Origin of the sequence: Allobosea sp. NPDC003192 (assembly GCF_050275675.1) — a bacterium.
Lineage (GTDB): Bacteria > Pseudomonadota > Alphaproteobacteria > Rhizobiales > Beijerinckiaceae > Allobosea.
On record NZ_JBNNPK010000024.1, the window covers coordinates 54524 to 71705 of the forward strand.

The window sequence follows — 17182 nt, forward strand, 5'->3', positions numbered from 1 at the left end:
TACTGTGGCCAGCGGCGCGTCGAGGTCAAGCTGCGGCGGCCTAGGGCCCGTCCGATCGACTTGCGATGCAGGCTGATCGGGGCCGGCTCTGGGCCGCCGCGGTCTAGCAAGGCTCAGGCGACGGCGTCGGCCAGATCCTTGGTGACCTTGAACTTCACGACCGTCTTGGCCGGGACCTTGATCGTCGCGCCGGTCGACGGGTTGCGGGCCTCGCGGGCCTCGCGCTTGGCGGCGGCGAGCTTGCCGATGCCGCCGAGCGTGACGTCGCCACCGGACTTCAGCGTCTTGGCGACGACGCCGGCGAGCGAGCCGAGGATGGCCGAGACATCGGCCTTGGTCTTGCCCGTCTCGTCCGCGATCGCGGCGATCAGTTCATTCTTGGTCATGAAAACCTCCTGAGACCAATGATGCTTAAATTGACGCCACGCCGAATCCCAACGGGTCCGGCGCGTCGCGGCGAATCGACGCGCTATCGCGCACGAATTCGCCCTTTGACATGCCTGCCGCCGAAACACGACGGCATCGGCCGTACATACGCACAGCAATCGGCTTCGTTCCTGTCAAAAGCTGCGAAATTGGGGCGGTTTTCACCAGCTTTGTGGAGCGATTGACAAAACGCCCCAGATTATTTGAAGCTTGAAATAATTTAAGGGAGCGCAACGCGGCATGAAGGCCATCATCATCGGCGGCGGCATCGGGGGGCTGTCACTGGCTCTGATGCTGCACGCACGCGGCATCGCCGCGACCGTTTACGAGCAGGCAAGCGAGATCCGCGAGGTCGGCGTCGGCATCAATACGCTGCCGCACGCGATCCGCGAGCTGGCGGAACTCGGCCTGCTGCCGGCGCTCGATGCGGTGGCGATCCGCACGCGCGAACTGATCTACATGAACCGCTTTGGCCAGACCGTCTGGCGCGAACTGCGCGGCCTGCACGCAGGAGCGGCAGTGCCGCAGTTCTCGATCCATCGCGGCCGACTCCAGGGGGTGATTCGCGACGCGGTGATCGAGCGGCTGGGTGTCGACGCGATCCGCACCGGCCGCCGGCTGCAGGGCTTCCTGCAGGACGAGGGAGGCGTCACCGCGCATTTCGCCGACGCCAGGCTGGGCGAGGGCGGCGAGACGGCGCGCGCCGACATCCTGATCGGCGCCGACGGCATCCATTCGACGGTGCGGGCTCATTACTTCCCCAACCAGGGCGGGCCGCGCTGGAACGGCGTCCAGATGTGGCGCGGCGCCTGCGACTGGCCGGCCTTCCTCGATGGCGAGAGCATGATCATCGCCGGCGGCATGGCCGGCAAGCTCGTGCTCTACCCGATCGCCGAAGGCAAAAAGCCAGGCACGCGCCTGACCAACTGGGTCGTCAACATCCGTACGGGCGACCCGGCCAAGCCGCCGCCGAAAGAGGCCTGGTCCAAGGCCGGGCGGCTCGAGGACGTGCTGCCCTTCGCCCGGCGTTTCACCGTGCCCGGCGTCGACATCCTCGCCTTGATCCATGCGAGCGGCACTTTCTGGGAATACCCGATGTGCGACCGCGATCCGTTGCCGCGCTGGAGCCATGGCCGGGTGACGCTGCTCGGCGATGCCGCCCACCCGATGTACCCGGTCGGCTCCAACGGCGCCTCGCAGGCGATCCTCGACGCGCGCTGCCTTGCCGACCTCCTGGTCAAGGCCGAGCATCCGCGGCATGCGCTCGCCGCCTATGAGGCGCAGCGCTTGCCGGCGACGGCCGAGATCGTCGCGATGAACCGTGCCGGCGGGCCGGAGCGCGTCATCGATGCCGTCGAGGCGCTCGCCCCCAACGGTTTCGACGATGTCGAGCGTGTCCTGCCCTACGGAAAGCGCGAGCAGATCGTGAACGCCTATGCCGGCAAGGCCGGCTTCTCGGCGGCGCAACTCGCCAAGCGCTGAGACGGCCTCAGCGCTGCTCGGCCTTTACCAGCGGCGCGATCCGGTCGATCCGGTTGGTCCAGATGCCGGGGATCGGCCGCGCGAGAGCGCTGAACTCCTCGCCCCGGTCGATGCCGGCCGACCCATTGCCGCCGACCAGTGGCCCGGCGACGATGACCTCGCTGCCGGCAGCGCGCATGCGAGCCGTGAAGCGCGCCGGCCAGCCCCAGATCCAGCTGGTATAGTTGGACGGGATCAGCAGGAGCTGCCGTTCGCAGGATTGCGGCGTCAGTCCGGCCCAGCCGAGCGCGAGGTGATGGATCAGGCAGCGCTTCTCCGCCTCCTTCGACATGGTGCGCAGGGTCGGGATGCGTTCGCGCAGCACTGTGATCGGCCGATCGCCGCCATAGGCCATCACCAGGGAAAGCTGTGCGGCCGGAAGCTTCAGCAGGCGCTCGGCCAGTGCCTCGCCCTCGCGCGGATCATTGCTCTTGACGTTGATCAGCAGGCGCCGGTCCGGAAAACGCGCCAGCACCTCGTCGAGCGATGGCATCAGGCCGATACCCTTGCCGCGGAACGGATAGGTCTTGCCGCCATCGGCCGTATAGCCATGGCCGATGTCGAGCGCCTTGAGCTCCGCCAGGGGCTTCTCGCGGGTGACACCGGTGCCGTTGGTCCGGCAGTCCAGCGTCCAGTCATGGATCACCGCGAACTGGCCGTCGGTCGTCGGATGAATGTCGAACTCGACGATATCAGCGCCCGCACTGAATGCTGCCTCCATCGAGACCAGCGTGTTCTCAAGATGGGGATGCTCCGGCGGATTGATCCGGCTCGCCGTGCAGGTCGTATCGGTGATGCCGCTCGATGGGTAGGTCTGCGCCAGGCCGCGATGCGCCAGCAGGACCGGGCGGCCCGTCGCCGCCGGAGCCAGCAGCGAGGTGTTCTGCACGAAGGTCGTGATGCCCAAAGCGGCGGCCACTGCGCCAGCGGCAAGCCAGAATCGTTTCATCGCTATCCCCTTGAAGCGGGGCGCGATGTCGGCGGCGAAAGCCGGCGAAATTCAGCCGGAACTCAGGCGCCTTCCGTCAGCGCGGCGATGCGAGCCTTCAATGCCGCGTTCTCCTGTTCGAGCTGGCGCAGGCGCCGGACCAGATCGAGCTGGATGGGGGCGTCGTCCTGTTTGGTCTCGGCTGCGAAGGAGACGCCGATGCGCTCGCCGTCGCGCCAGCGGCTGCGCGCCATCCGGCTCTCGCGCTTCAGCGGGGAATAGAGTTCGAACAGCTCGGGCAGCGCGATGCTGCCTGGGAAGACCAGCAGCGCCCCGTCATCCGACTGGTTCCTGACCATGCAATCCAGCGTCGACTGGCGCTGGTTGAAGATGATCTTGGCGCCGATGAAGGTCCGGATTCGGGTGGACCGGCGGCGTTCGGGAATGGTTGTCGCGGCGGGCATGGCCTGGCTCTTGTTCTAGCTCAGGTTGAGATCATGCCCGCTGACGCTCCTGGTTGCAGCAGCAAGCTTTCCTTAACCTTAACTGCACCCGGCGCCCGGAGCATGGGTCGTCGGATCGAGGAACGGCACGATGCTACGCGTGCAGGCTGAGCCTCGTTCATTCAACCGAGGCTCAGCCTGCTTCGCCGCTCTATGATCCGATGCTGGGGGGCGGCAGCTGTGGAAGGAGCCGCGATGAAGACGCCAGCCGTCGCCTTGTTGTCGCTCGGGCTGCTCGCCTCGATCGCGCAGGCCGCCGAGGTCGAGTTCGTCACCTGCGACAACGGGCTTCGCTGCTTCAAGCCGCCATGCCCGTCGCGGGACAGCTTGCTGTTGCCGTCGGGGCGCCGACTCGCCAGGACTGCACCCGATCTCTCCAGACTCAACGAGGCGCAGCGCCAGCAGCTCTTGGTCGGAAACACCGGCCACGGGAGCGCCCTCTATGCAGGCACCATGGTGCTGGCCGGGACCCTGGAGGAGGGATCTTCGGCCAGACTCGTTGCGAGCAGGATCGTGCGCACCGCCACGAAGGCGGAATCGGATTTGTGTCGCCGGCGTTAGGCGCCTTCGGGCGGGGGCGGCAGGAAGTCGATCTCGTAGCGCGCCGACAGGGCGACGACCTCGGCCGGGTTCTGCTCCTTCATCGAATGAATCGCCCAGAACAGGTCGTAGAGCCGGCCGGTGGGAGCGACCCAGAACAGGCACTTCACCGGCGCGTCGCTCTTGTTGAACAGCCCATGCGGGATGTTGCGCGGCAGCTTTATCAGGTCGCCGGGCAGGGCATGCGATTCCTGGCCGTCGAGCACGAGGTCGAGCCGGCCCTCGAGCATGTAGATGAACTCGTCCTGGGTCGGGTGGATATGCGGCGGCACGAAGGTGCCGGGCGGGAAGATGGCGTGCCAGGAGAAGCTGTCCTCGCTCAGCATCTTCGGCACATAGGTCTGGCCGAGGATGTTCCAGGAGATCGCGTCGATCCCCTCATTGGCCTTGGTTACGCCGGCAGTGAGCGGTTTCATCCTCGGTCTCCTTCTTCAAAGATGCAGGAAGCGGTCCTTGACTGCGCTGTCGCTGCGCAGATCGTCGCTGCTGCCGCGCCAGGCGACGCGGCCCTTTTCCAGCACGACATGCCGGTCGGCGATCCTGGCGAGCGCGTCGACGTTCTTGTCGATCACCAGGATCGACTCGCCCTCGGCCTTCAGCGCCGACAGGCAGGACCAGATCTCCTGCCGGATGATCGGCGCCAGCCCCTCGGTCGCCTCGTCGAGGATGACGAGCTTGGGATTGGTCATCAGCGCCCGGCCGATCGCCAGCATCTGCTGCTCGCCGCCGGAAAGCTGGTTGCCGCGATTGGTCTTGCGTTCCCTGAGGCGCGGCAGGAAGGCGTAGACGCGCTCCAGCGTCCAGCGCGCCGGGCCGAAGCGGCTGGCGGCGGTGGCGATCAGGTTCTCCTCGACCGAGAGCGTCGGGAAGACCTGCCGCCCTTCAGGAACGAGGCCGATGCCGGCCTGCGCCAGCCGGAACGGAGCGCTGCCGGTGAGGTCGACGCCGCCGAAGCTGACGCGGCCGGCGCGTGGCCGGATCAGCCCCATGATCGCGCGTACCGTCGTGGTCTTGCCCATGCCGTTGCGGCCGAGCAGGGTCACGACCTCGCCGGCGCCGACCGAAAGATCGACGCCGAACAGGATCTGCGCCTCGCCATAGCCGGCATCGAGGTTCTCGACCGTCAGCACGGGCTAGCCCTCCTCGCCGAGATAGGCTTCGCGCACGGCCGGATCGGCTCGGACGACAGCCGGATCGCCCGAGGCGATGACGCGGCCATAGACCAGAACTGTCACGGTATCGGCCAGCGCGAACACGGCCTCCATGTCGTGCTCGACCAGCAGCATGGCATATCGCCCCTTCAGGCTCTTGAGCAGGGCGATCAGGCGCTCGCCTTCCTCCTTGCCGACGCCGGCGAGCGGCTCGTCGAGCAGGATCGCCGCCGGCTCCAGCGCCAGCGCCATGGCGATCTCCAGCGCCCGCTTTTCGCCATGCGACAGGCTGCCAGCCGGGACATGGGCGCGCTCGGAGAGGCCGACCGCATCGAGCGCGGCGCGGGCCGGGCGGTTCAGGCGCTCGTCGCTGGCGGCGTTGCGGAAGAAGGAGAGCGGATGGCTCGCCTTGGCCTGCACGCCGAGCGCGACATTCTCCAGCGCCGAGAGCGAGGCGATGGTCGAGGTGATCTGGAAGGTCCGCGCCAGGCCGTGGCGGGCGCGTTTCTCGGCATTGAACGCCGTGACGTCCTGTCCGCGGAAGCGGATGCTGCCGTCGTCCGGCGTCAGCATGCCGGAGATCTGGTGGACCAGCGTGGTCTTGCCGGCGCCGTTCGGGCCGATCAGCGCATGCAACTCGCCGGGCGCGACGGCGAGGCTGACGCCGTCGGTGACCTTCAGCGCGCCGAAGGATTTGCGCACGCCGTCGAGGACGAGGACCGGCTCAGCCATGGCGCGGGCCCAGCTTGCGCAGCATCCCGACGATGCCGCCACGGGTGAACAGCACGAACAGGATGATCATCGGCCCGAAGATGACGCGCCAATGCTCGGTCAGATGCGAGAGCGCATCCTCGGCGATCAGATAGGCGATCGCGCCGATGATTGCGCCGTGCAGCGAGCCGACGCCGCCCAGCACCGCCATGAAGATCAGTTCGCCCGAGCGCTGCCAGGACATGAAGGCCGGGCTGACGAACTCGGTGTGGTTGGCGAGGAAGAAGCCGGAGAGGCCGGCCAGCATGCCGCTGATCACATAGGCGACGAGGCGCACACGGGTGACGTCGAAGCCGGTGACGCTGACGCGGGTCGGATTCTCGCGCGCCGCCCGCAGCACCCGGCCGAAGCGCGAGGCGACGAGGCCGCGCACCAGCAGATAGGCGCCGCCGAGCGCGATCAGCACGCTGTAATAGAACGAGGTCCGGTTCGCGAACGGGTTGAGGCCGAGGAGCGTGCTCTTCTCATAGAGCGTCAGCCCGTCATCCCCGCCATAGGCCGAGAGCGCCTGCGCCAGGAAATAGACCATCTGGCCGAAGGCGAGGGTGATCATGATGAAGGCGACGCCGCGCGTGCGCAGACAGACCGCGCCGGTGATCGCGCCGAACAGGGCGCAGACGGCGAGGATCACCGGCAGGATGACGAGCGCCTCGCTGCGGCCCTCGGTGATCATGATGCCGGTGACATAGGCGCCGATGCCGAGGAAGGCGGCGTGGCCGAAGGAAACCAGCCCGCCGACGCCGAGGATCAGGTCGAGCGAGAGCGCGGCGATGGCGAAGATCAGCGCCCGTGTCAGCAGAGCGAGCCAGCCGGCCGGCATGCCGATGGAGACGGCGAGCGGCGCCAGCGCCAGCAGCAGGAACAGGAGGGCCGGCAACAGGACCTTGGCGCGCTCGCGCGGCGGCGCGACGCTGGTGATGTCGGCGGTAGCCGGCGTCGCGTTCATGTCCGGCCTCGCGCCGGCAGCAGCCCTTCCGGCCGCACGAACAGCACCACCGCCATCAGGAGATAGATCAGCATCGAGGACAGGGCGGCGCCGGTCGCTCGCGCCGAGGGCGCGCTCATGAACAACCGCAGCAGATCGTTCATGAAGGAGCGGCCGAGCGTGTCGACCAGGCCGACGATCAGCGCCGCGACGAAGGCGCCGCGGATCGAGCCGATGCCGCCGATGACGATGACGACGAAGGCGAGGATGAGGACGGTGTCGCCCATGCCGGGCTCGACCGAGAGGATCGGCGCCGCCATCGCCCCGGCAAAGCCCGCCAGCATGGTGCCGAAGGCAAAGACGATCATGAACAGCTTGCGGATGTCGACGCCGAGCGCCGAGACCATCGGGGCATTGGAGGCGCCGGCGCGCAGCAGCATGCCGGTGCGGGTCTTCTCGACGATGAACCAGAGCAAGGCACCGACCGCGAGGCCCGAGCCGATCAGCGCGAAGCGATAGGTCGGGTAGAGGATGCCGTCCATCAGCGCGACATTGCCGGTCAGGAATTCGGGAAGCGGCACGGAGAGGGGAGCGGCGCCCCAGACCATCTTGACGCCCTGGTTGAGCAGCAGGATCAGTCCGAAGGTCGCCAGCACCTGGTCGAGATGGTCGCGCTCGTAGAGATGCCGGAAGACCAGGAATTCGAGCGCGAGGCCGAAGACGAGCGCCGCCGCCAATGCCAGCACAAGGCCGAGCACGAAGGAGCCGGTCAGCGAAACGAAGGTCACGGCGAGATAGGCGCCGAGCATGTACTGCACGCCATGCGCCAGGTTGATGAAGTCCATCACGCCGAAGACCAGCGTCAATCCGGCCGCCACCAGGAACAGCAGGATGCCGAACTGCAGCCCGTTCAGGATCTGGACGATGAGGAGGCCGGTGGTCATGCGCTTTGGCAACTCGGCTCGAGAACAACGGACGCCGTCATCCCGGCCGCAGCGAAGCGGAGAGCCGGGATCCATGCCTGAACATCGATCGGTCTGGCATGGATCCCGGGTCGGGCTGAAGCCCGCCCGGGATGACCATTCAGGTCGCGGTGAAGGATGTCACCGTCACTTCAGCGCGCAATCCTTCGCATGCGGGTCGGCGTAGTCCTCGAACACCTTCTGGGCGATCTCGGTCTGGAACTTGCCGTCCGCCCGCTTGGCGACCTTGACCAGGTAGAAGTCCTGGATCGGGTAGCCATTGGTGTTGAACTTGAACTTGCCGCGCAGCGAGGTGAAGTCGGCCTTCTTGATCGCGGCGCGCAGCTTGTCCTTGTCGCCGGTGCCGCCGGCGGCCTTGACCGCCGAATCGATCAATTGCGCCGCGTCATAGGACTGCTGGGCATAGGAGCCGGGCACGATCTTGTAGGCGGCTTCATAGGCCGAGACGAACTTCTTCGTCTGCGGGTTGTCCATGTTGGGCGCCCAGGTCATGCCGCCGAACATGCCGACCGCCGCGTCCTGCTGCGCCGGCAGCGTCGACTCGTCCACCGTGAAGGCGGAGAGGAACGGCACCTTGCCGGTGAGGCCGGCTTGCGACCATTGCTTGACGAAGTTGACGCCGAGGCCGCCGGGCAGGAAGGCGAAGACCACGTCGGGCTTGGCCGAGGCGATCTTGGCGAGCTCGGCCGAGAAGTCGAGCGCGTTCAGCGGGACATAGACCTCGTCGAGGACTTCGCCCTTGAAATAGCGCTTGAAGCCGGCGAGCGAGTCCTTACCCGCCTGGTAGTTCGGCGCGATGATATAGGCCTTCTTGTAGTTCTGGTCCTGGGCGTATTTGCCCAGCACCTCGTGGACCTGGTCGTTCTGATACGAGGTCACGAAGAAGTTCTGGTGGCAGGCCTTGCCGGCCATAGTCGAGGGGCCGGCGTTCGGGCTGATCAGGATCGCGCCCGAGTCCAGCACCGGCTTGGCGATCGCGCCGAGGATGTTCGAGAACACCGGGCCGACGACGAAGTCGACCTTGCCGCCCTCGACGAAGCTGCGGACCTTGCCGACCGCGACGTCGGGCTTGAGTTCGTCGTCGATCACGGTGATCTGCACCGGCACGCCGCCGAGCTTGCCGCCATTCTGGTCGACCGCGAGCTGGAAGCCGTCACGGACCTGCTGGCCCAGTGCTGCCGCCGGACCGGTCAGCACGCTGACCACGCCGATCTTCAAGGGCTCCTGCGCCTGGGAGGCGGAGAGGCCGAGCGCGAGCACGCCGGCGCCGAGCGACAGAATGAATTTGAGCGTCATATCCGATGTCCTCCCGGGACGTGCCAGATGCGACCGCCGGCGGGGTTCCCCATCCCTGTCCATGCGGTGTCGGCAGCCATATTGTTTCAAGCTTAAAATATCTGCAAGAGGGTTCCTGCGGGTAATTTTTGTTCGTGTGCGGAGAGCGTCATTCTCGGGCGTAGCGAAGCGCAGACCCGAGAACCTCTGGAAGGGGAGGCGCGCGGACGAGCCCCCTCCAGCCTAAGATGCTCGGGACGAGCCCGAGCATGACGTTTCCTGGGTAGCTGTCGTCAGGCCTGCACGCCGTCGACGTACCAGTCCATCTTCGAGAGCATCTCGTCGGTGGCGGTCTCGCCGGCCTTGAGGCGCAGCGTGCCCTTCTGGTCCTTGAGCTCGCCAGTGAAGGGGTGGATCGTGCCGGCGACGATGCCCTTCTGGAGCTCGTCCGCCGCAGCGCGCGCCGCCGGGGTCACGGCGTCGTTATAGGGCGCGAGCTTGACCATGCCGTCCTTGATGCCGCCCCAGACGTCGCCGCTCTTCCAGCTGCCGTCCATCGCCTCCTTGACGCGCTTGATGTAGTAGCCCGACCAGTCGTCGACGATCGCCGAGAGCTGCGCCTTGGGCGCGAAGGCCTTCATGTCGGAGGCCTGGCCGAAGGCGAAGACGCCGCGCTGCTCGGCCGCCTGCAGGGCCGCCGGGCTGTCAGTGTGCTGGCTGATCACGTCGCAGCCCTGGTCGATCAGCGCCTTGGCGGCGTCGGCTTCCTTGGCCGGGTCGTACCAGGTCGAGGCCCAGATCACCTTGGTCTTGAAGTTCGGGTTCACCTTCTTCGCGGCGAGATGGAAGGCGTTGATGCCCATCACCACCTCCGGGATCGGGAAGGAGGCGATGTAGCCGGCCTGACCAGCCTTCGACATGTGGCCGGCGAGGGTGCCGATCACGGCGCGGCCTTCATAGAAGCGGGCATTGTAGGTCGCGACGTTCTCGGCGCGCTGATAGCCGGTGGCGTGCTCGAACTTGATCTTCGGGAACTGCTTGGCGACCTGGATCGTCGGGTTCATGAAGCCGAAGGACGTCGTGAAGATCAGCTGATCGCCGGCCTGGGCGAGCTGGCGGATGGCGCGGACCGCATCGGGCCCCTCGGCGACGTTCTCAATGAAGCTGGTCTTGATCTTGTTGCCGTATTCCTTCTCCAGCGCCTTGCGGCCCTGGTCATGCGTCCAGCTCCAGCCATGGTCGCCGACTGGGCCGACATAGATGAAGCCGACGCCGAACGGCGCCTGGGCGCGTGCGCCGACCAGCGGCAGGGCCGAGCTGGCGGCTGCGCCGGCAAGAAGAGTGCGGCGGGTGATGATAGCAGACATGACGGTGCTCCCCATTGTCGGTTGCGGCGTCGTCACGACGCCGGGAAAGGCTTGCCGAGGCAGGCGGGCGCGTCGCGTCCGCCGGTGCGTCCTCCTAGCGACATCATGGTCAGAACCACAATCGTCGCAAGGTAGGGGGTCATCGCCAGAACCTCCGGCGCGATGAAGCTCCAGCCGGCGGCCTTGGCCTGCAGTTCGAAGGTCGCGACCGCGCCGAAGAGATAGGCGCCGGCAAGCAGCCGTCCCGGCTTCCAGGCGGCGAAGACGACGAGGGCAAGCGCGATCCAGCCGCGGCCGGCGGTCAGTCTGTCGGCCCACATCGGCGTCAGCGCCAGCGAGAAATAAGCGCCGCCTAAGCCCGCGAGCGCGCCGCCGAAGGCGGTCGCTGCGGTGCGGATCGCCAGCACGCGATAGCCGATGGCATGGGCCGAGTCGGCGTTCTCGCCGACGGCGCGCAGGATCAGCCCGGCCTTGGTCCGGCGCAGGAACAGGCTGACGGCGAGGACCAGCGCGAGCGAGAGATAGACGATCGCGTCATGCCCGAACACGAGGCGCAGCCAGGGATGTGCGGCATAGTCGGCCGGGAAGAGGGGACCGAGCCGCGTGATCGTGCGCCCGACGAAACCGGCGCCGATCAGCGAGGAGGCGCCGATGCCGAAGATCGTCAGGGCCAGGCCGGTCGCGACCTGGTTCGAGCCGAGGCCGAGGGTCAGCAGCGCGAAGATCATCGCCGCGGCGACACCCGCCAGCGTGGCGGCCAGGAGCCCGAGCGGGACGCTGCCGGTGGAATAGGCGACTGCGAAGCCGGCGACGGCGCCGCACAGCATCATGCCCTCGACGCCGAGATTGAGGACGCCGGCCTTCTCGGTGACGAGCTCGCCCAAGGCCGCGAGCAGGATCGGCGTCGCCGCCGCGGCGAGCGTCATGAAGATCGAGACGAGGATCGCGGCCGTCATGGCGCGCTCCTCGCCGACCGCGCCTTCCAGGCGAGCCGATAGCGCACCAGCACATCGGTTGCGAGCAGGAAGAACAGCAGCAGCGCCTGGAACATGCCGGTGGCGGCCGAGGGCAGGCGCACCGTGCTCTGGGCGATCTCGCCGCCGACATAGGTCACCGCCAGCACCAGCGCGCCGAAGACGATGCCGGGGGGCGAGAGCCGGCCGAGGAAGGCGACGATGATCGCGGTGAAGCCGTAACCGACCGGGAATTGCGGCGTGAGCTGGCCGAACGGGCCGGCCGCCTCGAACAGCCCGGCGAGGCCGGCGAGCCCGCCCCCAGTGAGCAGCGCCGCCCAGGTGACGCGGTTGGCATCGAAGCCGCCATGGCGGGCGGCTGCCGGAGCACGGCCGACGACGCGGACGGCATAGCCGGCAACGGTCTTGCCCATGACGAACCAGGCGACGAGCGCGAGCAGGATGGCGAGCGGCACGCCGAGATGGACGAGCGAGCCTTCCGCAACCGCCGGCAGCGTCTGGCTAGCGCTGAACATCTTGGTCTGCGGGAAATTGAAGCCGTCCGGATCTTTCCACGGCCCGCGCACGAGATAATAGAGGAACTGGACCGCGACATAGGTCAGCATCAGGCTGGTCAGGATCTCGCTGACCTGCAGTCTGACCTTGAGCAGGGCAGGAAGCGCCGCCCAGGCCGCGCCACCCGCAATGCCGGCTATTGCCATCGCCGGCAGGATCCACCAGCCGGTCATGTCATGGGTCAGCAATGCGACGCCGGTGCCAGCGATCGCGCCCATGACATATTGCCCCTCGGCACCGATGTTCCAGACATTGGCGCGAAAGCCGATGGCGAGGCCGAGCGCGATCATGATGAGAGGCGCCGCCTTGACGCCGAGATCGGCCCAGCGCTGCGGTTCGAGCAGCGGCGTGATGAAGATCGCCGTGACCGCCCGCAGGCCGTCATAGCCGATCGCGCCGAAGACCAGCATGCCTGTCAGCATGGTCAGCCCGACCGCGATCAGCGGGCTGAGGTACAGCATCGCCTTGCTGGGCTCGCGCCGGCGCCGCCATTCAAGCATGCGCCGGCTCCCCGGCATGGCTCTCGCCGTGGACGCCGCCCATCAGCAGGCCGATCTCTTCCAGCTTTAAGCCCGCGATCGGCCGCGCCTGCGACAGCCGGCCCTCATTGATCACGCAGAGCCGGTCGGAGAGCTCGAGCAGTTCGTCGAGATCCTGCGAGATCACCACGATGGCCGAGCCCTGCGCGGCAAGATCGACCAGCGCCTGTCGGATCGCAGCGGCGGCGCCGGCATCAACGCCCCAGGTCGGCTGCGCAACCACCAGCACGTCGGGCTTCTGCCCGATCTCCCGACCCATGATGAATTTCTGGAGGTTGCCGCCGGAGAGCGAGCCGGCCAGCGCCGCCGGGCCGGTGGTGCGGACGTCGAAGCGGCCGATGACATCGCCGGCATAGCGCTCGACCGGCCCCTGCCTGATCAGCCCGGATGGCGCCAGCGGCAGGCGATGGCGCGCGGTCAGCACGACGTTCTCGGCCAGCGAGAACTCGGGCACCGCGGCATGGCCGTTGCGCTCCTCGGGCACGCAGGCGAGGCCGGCGGCGCGGCGGGCGCCGGCATCGGCCTGGCCGATCGGCCGGCCGTCGAGCTTGATCGCATCGGCTCGGCCGGCGAGGTGTTCGCCCGAAAGCGCCATCAGCAATTCGGCCTGGCCATTGCCCGCGACGCCAGCGATGCCGAGAATCTCGCCAGCCTGCGCAGAGAAGGAGATGCCCTTCAGGCTGGTGCCGAAGGGCGGCTCGCCTGGCATGTCGAGCCTGTCGACGCTGAGCCGCGCCGCGCCGGCCTTGCCGTCGCCGGCGGGGCGCTCGATGCTCTTCAGCTCCGCGCCGATCATCAGCTCGGCCATGCGCCGTGTCGTCTCGATGCGCGGATCGCAGGTCGCGACGACCTTGCCGCCACGCAGGATGGTCGCGGCCTCGCACAGCGCTTTGATCTCGTGCAGCTTGTGGCTGATGTAGAGGATCGAGCAGCCTTCGCCGGCGATCTGGCGCAGCGTGTCGAACAGGCGCTCGACCTCCTGCGGCGTCAGCACCGAGGTCGGCTCGTCCATGATCAGGAGTTTGGGCTTCTGCAGCAGGCAGCGCACGATCTCGATGCGCTGGCGCTCGCCGACCGAGAGTGTGTGCACGGCGCGATCCGGGTCGAGCGGCAGCGAATAGCTGTCGAGGATCGCCTTGATCCGCGCCTTCAGCTCCTCCGCCGGCACCGTCTCGTCGAGCCCGAGCGCGATGTTCTCCAGCACGGTCATGCCGTCGAACAGCGAGAAGTGCTGGAAGACCATGCCGATGCCGAGCTTGCGTGCCGCCTTGGGCGAGGCGATCTCGACCGGCCTGCCGTCGAAACTGATCTGCCCCTCGTCGGCGCGCTGCACGCCATAGATGATCTTGACCAGGGTCGACTTTCCGGCGCCGTTTTCGCCAAGCAAAGCGTGGATCTCGCCGGGGCGGACGGCAAGGTTGATGTCCTGATTGGCCTTCACGCCCGGAAAGCTTTTCGAGACATGGGCGAGCGCCAGTCGCGAAGATGCCGTCTGATCAGGCGGCTGCGTCATGGCGGTTCCGTGTCCTCGCGCGTCTCGTGGTTGTCTCGCCAAGCAAGCAGCGCACCAGCTCGGCACTCGTCAAGGCGGCGATCACCTCCGGACGCTTGTCATGCACATCCGATCCGCCGATCGGGCAGGTGAGACCAGCCAGAGCCGTGCTGCCGGGGTGGCGGCGGCGGAAGCTCGCCTCGAAACGGGCGCGCTTCGTCGCCGATCCGATCATGCCGACATAAGCGGCATCGCCACGAAGCAACGCGGCCTCGGCCAGACGATAATCCAGCGCGTGGCTATGGGTCAGGACGACGAAGGCCGAGCCGGGCTGGGTAGCTGCTAGCGCGCTTTCGGGGTCGTCGAGCTGCAGGCAGGAGACGGTTGCCGGCACCTCGTCGAACTGGCCGGGCCGGTCGTCGATCAGCGTCACGGCGACCGGCAGCAAGGCGAGGCTGCGCGCCAGCGCCTTGCCGGTGTGGCCGGCGCCGAAGATCAGCACCTGGGGCCGCTCGGCCGCCGCTTTCGCTTCTTCCTGACGCAGCGCCTCGAGATGGGCTGCGGTCGCCGGTTCCATCATCACCCGCACGCGCCCGCCGCAGCATTGGCCCATTTGCGGGCCGAGCGGGATGTCGATCAGCTGCCGCGGCCCGCCGCTGTCGAGCAGGACGCGGGCGAGGTCGATGCAGTGGAATTCGAGCTGGCCGCCGCCAATGGTGCCGGCGCTGCCGCGGGCGCTGACGATCATCGTCGCGCCGGCCTCGCGTGGGGTCGAGCCTTGCGCCTCCGCGATGCGGACGATGATGGCGCCTTCGCCGAGGCTGCTGGCGAGGAAGGCGGAGGGGGTCATCGTACCGCCTCCACCAACGCCCGCACCCGCTCGACAGCATCGAGTACCCGCTCTGGCGTCGCCGGGGCGTCGAGCTGCGGGCAGAAGCGGTGATCGCCGACACTGGCCACCGCATCGGAGAGCGCGTGCAGCACGCTGATCGCCAGCATCAGCGGCGGCTCGCCGACCGCCTTGGAGCGATGGATGGTGTGCTCGCGATTGGGGGCCTTCTCCAGCAGCGCGACGTTGAAGATGCGCGGCCGGTCGGAGGCGACCGGAATCTTGTAGGTCGAGGGCGCGTGGGTCTTGAGCCGCCCCTTCTCGTCCCAGACCAGTTCCTCGGTGGTCAGCCAACCCATGCCCTGGACGAAGCCGCCCTCGATCTGGCCCTTGTCGATCGCAGGGTTCAGCGAGTTGCCGCAGTCGTGCAGGATATCGACGCGCTCGACCTTGTACTCGCCGGTCAGCGTGTCGATCGCGACTTCGGCCGCGGCGGCGCCATAGGCGAAATAGTAGAACGGGTGGCCGCGCCCGGCCTTGCGGTCCCAATGGATTTTCGGCGTGGCGTAGAAGCCGGTGGCCGAGAGCTGCACGCGGGCCATATAGGCCGCCTTGACCAGCTCGACGAAGCCGATCTCGCGTGCGCCGACCTGCACCCTGCCGGGCAGGAAGGCGATCGCCTCCGGCTTTTCCTGCCAGTGCTTCGCGGCGAAGGCTGTGAGCCGCGCCTTGATCGTCTCGCAGGCGTCGAGCGCCGCCATGCCGTTGAGGTCGGAGCCGGAGGAGGCGGCCGTCGCCGAGGTGTTCGGCACTTTGCCGGTGGTGGTCGCTGTGATCTTGATCTCGCCGAGCCCGATGCCGAAGGCCTGCGCCACCACCTGCGCCACCTTCTGGTAGAGCCCCTGGCCCATTTCGGTGCCGCCATGGTTCAGCGCCACCGTGCCGTCGGTGTAGATATGCACCAGCGCGCCGGCCTGATTGTACCAGGTCGCGGTGAAGGAGATCCCGAACTTGACCGGCGTCAGCGCGATGCCGCGCTTGATCACCGGGCTTTCCCGGTTGAAAGCGCGGATCGCCTCCTGGCGGGCGCGGTAGTCGCAGGAATGCTCGAGATCGTCGATCACCTCTGCGGCGATCATGTCCTCGACCTGCTGGTGATAGGGCGTGATCTCTCGCCCTTCGCCGCCATAGAGATTGCGCTTCCTCACCTCCAGCGGATCGAGCCCAGTGGCGTAGGCGACCTCTTCGATGAAGCGCTCGGCTCCGACCATGCCCTGCGGTCCGCCGAAGCCACGAAAAGCGGTGTTCGAGACGGTATGCGTGCGCAAAGGTTCCGAACGGGCCCGCACCGCCGGGTAGAAATAGCAGTTGTCCATATGGAAGAGGGCGCGGTCGGTGACCGGGCCGGAGAGGTCGGCGTTCCAGCCGCAGCGGGCGGCATAGACCGCGTCCACCACATGGATGCGGCCGTTATCGTCGAAGCCGATCTCGTAGTCGACGACGAAGTCGTGGCGCTTGCCGGTGATGACCATGTCGTCGTCGCGGTCGGGCCGGAGCTTCACCGGCCGTTTCAGCTTGCGGGCGGCGAGCGCAGCGACGCAGGCGAAGAGATTGGCCTGCGTCTCCTTGCCACCGAAGCCGCCGCCCATGCGCCGGACCTCGATCGTCACCGCATGCGCGCCGACGCCGAGCACGTTTGCGACCATGTGCTGGACCTCGCTCGGATGCTGCGTCGAGCACAGCACCAGCATGTCCTGGTCCTCGCCGGGGATGGCGAGCGAGATCTGGCTTTCCAGGTAGAAATGATCCTGCCCGCCGATCGCCATCGAGCCCTTCAGCCGGCGTGGGCTGGCGGCGAGGGCGGCAGCAACATCGCCGCGTTCGAGCTTCAGCGGCTCGGTGACGAGATCGGAGCCAGCCGCGCGTGCGGCGGCGACATCGAGCAGGGGAGGCGCCTCATCATAGCTCGCCTTGGCCAGGAGCGCGGCATGGCGGGCCTGCTCGCGGGTTTCGGCGACGACCGCAAAGAGCGGCTGGCCGTGATGCAGGATGTCTTTCGTCGCGAAGACCGGCTCGTCATGCCTGTGCGTCGAGGAGATGTCGTTCGCGCCGGGAATGTCGTTGGCGGTGAGGACCGCGAGCACGCCGGGCGCCGCTTCGACAGCCGAGAGGTCGAGCGAGAGCAGTTTGCCATGCGCGATGGTCGCGAGCCCGAGATAGGCATGAACGGCCCCGGCCGGCTCGGCGATGTCGTCGATATAGAGCGCTTCGCCGGCGACGTGCTTCTCGGCGGAATCATGCTTCAGCGGCGCGCCGACGATCGGCCGGGTCGCCATGGCGTCG

General features: G+C 67.5%; 17 protein-coding genes. 2 read left to right on the top strand and 15 right to left on the bottom strand.

What is annotated here, in order from left to right:
• Positions 1–113 precede the first annotated feature (113 nt).
• Positions 114–386, bottom strand: a complete 273-nt coding sequence (locus ACQKLX_RS25705; RefSeq protein ID WP_066468590.1) for an HU family DNA-binding protein — start codon at positions 384–386, stop codon at positions 114–116.
• Between the two features lie 280 nt (positions 387–666).
• On the opposite strand from ACQKLX_RS25705, the gene ACQKLX_RS25710 reads away from it, so the two are divergent.
• Positions 667–1908 (top strand): flavin-dependent oxidoreductase, encoded by a 1242-nt coding sequence (locus ACQKLX_RS25710; RefSeq protein WP_427364400.1) that lies wholly within the window; start codon positions 667–669, stop codon positions 1906–1908.
• A 7-nt stretch (positions 1909–1915) separates the two neighbouring features.
• Here the strand turns inward: ACQKLX_RS25710 and ACQKLX_RS25715 are convergent, their stop codons facing one another.
• Both ACQKLX_RS25715 and ACQKLX_RS25720 read right to left on the bottom strand, forming a co-directional pair.
• Positions 1916–2902, bottom strand: a complete 987-nt coding sequence (locus ACQKLX_RS25715; RefSeq protein ID WP_427364441.1) for a glycerophosphodiester phosphodiesterase family protein — start codon at positions 2900–2902, stop codon at positions 1916–1918.
• A gap of 56 nt (positions 2903–2958) precedes the next feature.
• A complete protein-coding gene (locus tag ACQKLX_RS25720) occupies positions 2959–3339 on the bottom strand; it encodes a PilZ domain-containing protein (RefSeq protein ID WP_427364401.1) in 381 nt (126 codons plus the stop codon).
• A gap of 234 nt (positions 3340–3573) precedes the next feature.
• On the opposite strand from ACQKLX_RS25720, the gene ACQKLX_RS25725 reads away from it, so the two are divergent.
• The gene (locus tag ACQKLX_RS25725; protein ID WP_427364402.1) at positions 3574–3939 is read left to right on the top strand and encodes a hypothetical protein; all 366 of its coding nucleotides are present in this window, start codon (positions 3574–3576) and stop codon (positions 3937–3939) included.
• Here the strand turns inward: ACQKLX_RS25725 and ACQKLX_RS25730 are convergent.
• The 12 genes from ACQKLX_RS25730 to xdhB form a co-directional block, all read right to left on the bottom strand.
• Positions 3936–4394: a cupin domain-containing protein gene (locus tag ACQKLX_RS25730; RefSeq protein WP_427364403.1), complete on the bottom strand. Its 459-nt coding sequence runs from the start codon at positions 4392–4394 to the stop codon at positions 3936–3938. The genes ACQKLX_RS25725 and ACQKLX_RS25730 overlap by 4 nt on opposite strands.
• Before the next feature lie 15 nt (positions 4395–4409).
• The gene (locus ACQKLX_RS25735; protein ID WP_427364404.1) at positions 4410–5108 is read right to left on the bottom strand and encodes an ABC transporter ATP-binding protein; all 699 of its coding nucleotides are present in this window, start codon (positions 5106–5108) and stop codon (positions 4410–4412) included.
• 3 nt (positions 5109–5111) lie between these two features.
• The gene (locus tag ACQKLX_RS25740) at positions 5112–5861 is read right to left on the bottom strand and encodes an ABC transporter ATP-binding protein (RefSeq protein ID WP_427364405.1); all 750 of its coding nucleotides are present in this window, start codon (positions 5859–5861) and stop codon (positions 5112–5114) included.
• A complete protein-coding gene (locus ACQKLX_RS25745) occupies positions 5854–6846 on the bottom strand; it encodes a branched-chain amino acid ABC transporter permease (protein WP_427364406.1) in 993 nt (330 codons plus the stop codon). Before ACQKLX_RS25745 ends, ACQKLX_RS25740 begins: the two co-directional genes overlap by 8 nt.
• Entirely contained in the window at positions 6843–7769 is a 927-nt protein-coding gene (locus tag ACQKLX_RS25750) for a branched-chain amino acid ABC transporter permease (protein WP_427364407.1), read from the bottom strand. Before ACQKLX_RS25750 ends, ACQKLX_RS25745 begins: the two co-directional genes overlap by 4 nt.
• A gap of 165 nt (positions 7770–7934) precedes the next feature.
• Positions 7935–9104: an ABC transporter substrate-binding protein gene (locus tag ACQKLX_RS25755; protein ID WP_427364408.1), complete on the bottom strand. Its 1170-nt coding sequence runs from the start codon at positions 9102–9104 to the stop codon at positions 7935–7937.
• Between the two features lie 272 nt (positions 9105–9376).
• The gene (locus tag ACQKLX_RS25760) at positions 9377–10450 is read right to left on the bottom strand and encodes a BMP family ABC transporter substrate-binding protein (protein WP_427364409.1); all 1074 of its coding nucleotides are present in this window, start codon (positions 10448–10450) and stop codon (positions 9377–9379) included.
• A gap of 32 nt (positions 10451–10482) precedes the next feature.
• Entirely contained in the window at positions 10483–11406 is a 924-nt protein-coding gene (locus tag ACQKLX_RS25765; RefSeq protein WP_427364410.1) for an ABC transporter permease, read from the bottom strand.
• Entirely contained in the window at positions 11403–12479 is a 1077-nt protein-coding gene (locus ACQKLX_RS25770; RefSeq protein ID WP_427364411.1) for an ABC transporter permease, read from the bottom strand. The genes ACQKLX_RS25765 and ACQKLX_RS25770 overlap by 4 nt, the downstream gene beginning before the upstream one ends.
• Positions 12472–14031: an ABC transporter ATP-binding protein gene (locus tag ACQKLX_RS25775; RefSeq protein WP_427364412.1), complete on the bottom strand. Its 1560-nt coding sequence runs from the start codon at positions 14029–14031 to the stop codon at positions 12472–12474. Before ACQKLX_RS25775 ends, ACQKLX_RS25770 begins: the two co-directional genes overlap by 8 nt.
• On the bottom strand, positions 14015–14860 hold the full coding sequence (xdhC, locus tag ACQKLX_RS25780) for a xanthine dehydrogenase accessory protein XdhC (protein ID WP_427364413.1): 846 nt from the start codon (positions 14858–14860) through the stop codon (positions 14015–14017). The genes ACQKLX_RS25775 and xdhC overlap by 17 nt, the downstream gene beginning before the upstream one ends.
• Positions 14857–17175 (bottom strand): xanthine dehydrogenase molybdopterin binding subunit, encoded by a 2319-nt coding sequence (xdhB, locus tag ACQKLX_RS25785; RefSeq protein ID WP_427364442.1) that lies wholly within the window; start codon positions 17173–17175, stop codon positions 14857–14859. The genes xdhC and xdhB overlap by 4 nt, the downstream gene beginning before the upstream one ends.
• Positions 17176–17182 lie beyond the last annotated feature (7 nt).